Below are 934 nucleotides of genomic sequence, written 5' to 3'. Positions count from 1 at the left end.
TGCGGAAGTGGCGGAATTGGTAGACGCACCAGATTTAGGTTCTGGCGCCGCAAGGTGTGAGAGTTCAAGTCTCTCCTTCCGCACCATTATTAAAGTCTCTTTTATTAGAGCAATGTAGGGCTATCGCCAAGCGGTAAGGCAGCGGCTTTTGATGCCGCCATTCCCTGGTTCGAATCCAGGTAGCCCTGCCATATACAATGATATTGAGATTTTACCAATTATCTTGATGTCTACAGATCAAGTTGCGGAAGTGGCGGAATTGGTAGACGCACCAGATTTAGGTTCTGGCGCCGCAAGGTGTGAGAGTTCAAGTCTCTCCTTCCGCACCATTCTTGATCAAAGTTTTAAAATGGCTACGTAGCTCAGCTGGTTAGAGCACATCACTCATAATGATGGGGTCACAGGTTCGAATCCCGTCGTAGCCACCATTCCTAAATGTTCTTTTTATCAGAGCAGTTAGGAATAGATGCGGAAGTGGCGGAATTGGTAGACGCACCAGATTTAGGTTCTGGCGCCGCAAGGTGTGAGAGTTCAAGTCTCTCCTTCCGCACCATCTTAAATTAATCTACACTATCAGAATACGCGGAAGTGGCGGAATTGGTAGACGCACCAGATTTAGGTTCTGGCGCCGTAAGGTGTGAGAGTTCAAGTCTCTCCTTCCGCACCATTCTTTCTCTCGATAAGAGAGGTTAAGTAGTCTTTGACTATTTACGCTGTAGGGCTATCGCCAAGCGGTAAGGCAGCGGCTTTTGATGCCGCCATTCCCTGGTTCGAATCCAGGTAGCCCTGCCATATACAACGATATTGAGATTTTACCAATTATCTTGATATCTATAGATTAAGTTGCGGAAGTGGCGGAATTGGTAGACGCACCAGATTTAGGTTCTGGCGCCGCAAGGTGTGAGAGTTCAAGTCTCTCCTTCCGCACCATTAT

8 tRNA genes are annotated in these 934 nt (G+C 47.5%); all 8 read left to right on the top strand.

Annotation, left to right across the window (positions count from 1 at the left end):
* Nucleotide 1: 1 nt before the first annotated feature.
* The 8 genes from R8O11_RS25820 (at nt 2) to R8O11_RS25785 (ending at nt 930) form a co-directional block, all read left to right on the top strand.
* Nucleotides 2-86 (top strand) — tRNA-Leu (locus tag R8O11_RS25820).
* Nucleotides 87-116: 30 nt separating this feature from the next.
* Nucleotides 117-191 (top strand) — tRNA-Gln (locus R8O11_RS25815).
* 53 nt (nt 192-244) lie between these two features.
* Nucleotides 245-329, top strand: a tRNA-Leu gene (locus R8O11_RS25810).
* Between the two features lie 22 nt (nt 330-351).
* Nucleotides 352-428, top strand: a tRNA-Met gene (locus tag R8O11_RS25805).
* A 40-nt stretch (nt 429-468) separates the two neighbouring features.
* A tRNA-Leu gene (locus R8O11_RS25800) sits at nt 469-553 on the top strand.
* 29 nt (nt 554-582) lie between these two features.
* Nucleotides 583-667, top strand: a tRNA-Leu gene (locus tag R8O11_RS25795).
* 50 nt (nt 668-717) lie between these two features.
* Nucleotides 718-792, top strand: a tRNA-Gln gene (locus tag R8O11_RS25790).
* A gap of 53 nt (nt 793-845) precedes the next feature.
* Nucleotides 846-930, top strand: a tRNA-Leu gene (locus tag R8O11_RS25785).
* The last annotated feature ends 4 nt before the right edge of the window (nt 931-934 follow it).

It is taken from the genome of Vibrio sp. 1288 (assembly GCF_033344475.1).
Note: the sequence above shows the minus strand (reverse complement) of the source record. Positions and strands in the feature narration are given on the sequence as shown.